This window comes from Helicobacter pylori (assembly GCF_003638305.1).
In the GTDB taxonomy this organism is placed as follows: Bacteria; Campylobacterota; Campylobacteria; order Campylobacterales; family Helicobacteraceae; genus Helicobacter; species Helicobacter pylori_DJ.
Genome location: NZ_MVYP01000028.1, coordinates 1 through 2,420, shown reverse-complemented (window position 1 = coordinate 2,420; position 2,420 = coordinate 1). Strand labels below are relative to the sequence as shown.

At 38.7% G+C, this 2,420-nt stretch carries 2 protein-coding genes; one reads left to right on the top strand and one right to left on the bottom strand.

The window, feature by feature from the left end; translation table 11 throughout:
• The coding region (locus tag EAL04_RS07820) for a DUF3519 domain-containing protein (RefSeq protein WP_423750110.1) at positions 1-2,246 on the bottom strand (2,246 nt) is incomplete at its 3' end.
• Between EAL04_RS07820 and EAL04_RS08310 the strand changes: the two genes are divergently transcribed.
• Positions 2,206-2,406: a hypothetical protein gene (locus tag EAL04_RS08310; RefSeq protein WP_423750109.1), complete on the top strand. Its 201-nt coding sequence runs from the start codon at positions 2,206-2,208 to the stop codon at positions 2,404-2,406. The genes EAL04_RS07820 and EAL04_RS08310 overlap by 41 nt on opposite strands.
• Positions 2,407-2,420: the final 14 nt, after the last annotated feature.

The following is a 2,420-nucleotide window of genomic DNA, read 5'->3' as shown; positions in this document are numbered from 1 at the left end:
ATCCCTTTCTCGCTTTCTTTTTGCATGTCCTTCACGGCTTCTATCAAGCGCTTTAAGGTGGGGTTATTTTCGTTCGGCTCTCTATTGGCCATTAAAAGGTAATGCGTGAAGTCGTAAATATCAATATCCTTAAATTCCTTACTATCAGGGTTAAACATGTCTTTGGTGAGATCTGCGATCTTAAATTCTTTCAAGCCTTTTTTAATGTTATCGCTTCTTAAAGCTTCAAATAACGCCTTACTAGGATCATCAAATCGTGCAAATCGTGCGATCGCACCTCCTAAAATCTCGCTAATATCGCTCGTGTTTTGCTCGCTCTTTTCAAACATGTCTAAAGAACTCGTTTTATAGAATTTTTCGCTCAAATCTTTCAAGCTCTCGCTCGTGCTTTGATAATTCTTTAAATTGGCAAAACTGCGATCCATTATGTCGCTCAAATAAGCGTTAAGGCTTACATTAGGAAAATTCATGTCATGGATGAGATTATGAAAACTGCCGGCGTTATCTACAAACATTTTTTTAACCTTTTCATAGCTTTTAATATCGTTTGAAAATTCTTTCTGCCAGCGGTTGAGTAATTCTATCCCTTGCGTCTTAGTCCTTGGCATGTTATACATAAGCAACGCTAAATTACTATCTCCTACATTAGGATGAGTGGCTTTGTCAAAATTAAGGTTTTTTGCTACGATATTTTTAAGTGAGTAGATGCTATCGGCGTCTAATTTCTTTTCTAATTCTTTTAACTTCGCTTCATAGTGGCTTAAAACCGCTATCGCATGATCGCTTTCGCTGTTGAATCTTCCTTGATTGCTTGAAGCCGCTAAATTGTTGATCTCGGTGTTGTTTAAGCGGTTGTGTGGCACTCTAACTAACAACTCGTCTGGTTTTAAGTCTATTTGATAGTATTCTTTGATCGCTTTCTCGTAAATGTATCTACTTTTTGGCGTGAAGTTTAGCATACCTTGGATTCGGTGGTTTCCTGCGATCACTTGCCCATCATGTAAGATAATCGGTAAATCCTCAAACCCTCCGCTCCCAAATATCTTCTTAGGATCAAAATTCTCAGCGATGCTTTTAATCTGCTCTTCGTTCATGTCCGTTCTTTTTTGCGTCCCGCCTGTGGTAAAACTCGGCTTTAGATCTTTGGCTTTGATTATCGCATAATTGAGATCGTAAATCTCTCGCTCATTTAATCTTACTCGGCTCTTGGGGATCTGCGCTTGTATTTGTGTAGGTATATCTTCTCCTACTTCTATTTTAGTCTGGCTTTCAATGTTGCCCGCATTCCCTCGCTCGTGTTCTAATTTCTTTTTTAACGCTTCCTTGCGTTTTAATTCTTGCTCTTTAGCTTTTAAAAATTCTTGTTCGCTTTCTTTGGCTTCGCTTTCTAACTTCGCTAATTTTTCGGCGTTGGCTTGCTCTAAGGGGCTTAAATTTTTAGCTTCTTGGGTGGTTTGGTTTAAATTTTCGCTTGTTTTTAATAAATCCTCTTGACTATTTAGCGGTTTTCTTGTAGGATTACTTTCAATAGAGTTTAAGGGTAGAGTCTCACTCTTTGTCATTAGTGGATGAGCGTATAAACTTCCGCTACTCTCTGTCTTCTCATATCTTGTTATAATCCAATGATTAGGTAATTTTTCTCCTTTCCAATTATCTTTTAAACCTACTCTTATATTTTGGTATTCAATAGCTACTCTGCCGTTTTGTTCAACCTTAACGCCTTTCTCTATAACTTCCGGTATCGTTTTAACTACGCTCATGGCGTATTCTTTAGCTTCTGCTTCATTTAGTCCTTTACCTATGGCTTGCTCTTCTCGGCGTTTTAAGATGTGTTCTAACCCGTAATCTTTATTACCCCAAACAAAATCAATCCCTCCTAAATCCTCCCTATAAGCTGCGCCTGCAACTTGTCCGTTTTTCTCTTGTAATAACTTCTCTAACGCTTCCTTAGGCTTTAGAGCAAACTCGGGGTAATTCTTACCAAACTCTTTAAGTGGGGTTATAGCGTGTTGTAAATCGCTCGCTTTCTTGCTTAATTCTTCACTCGCTTGCCTGACGCCGTTAGTAAGCTCTTCAATGATTTTAAGCGTGTTGTTGCTAAAGTGTGATTTTTGTGCGCTTAATTCTAAATTTTTACTAAACTCACTTATTGAGTGGCTTCTCTCTAACGCTCTTTTTAAATGATACTTTAAGGCCGCTCCTGCAGTGGCTTCGTTTAAAGCTTTAGGGAGTTTAACTCCTAAAATGCGATCCGGTGCGTTTCTGTATAAAGTCCCTAGCGTGAATTTAGTCCACTGGTATTTTAACGCTCCGCTTAAAGTGGTCGCTAAACCTTGGCTTAAGTTCTTAGTAGTGGCTGGCTTTAGGCTTTCTGCGATCTTAGCGTCGTTTTTAAAAAGCTTATGAAAACCGCTCGCTAT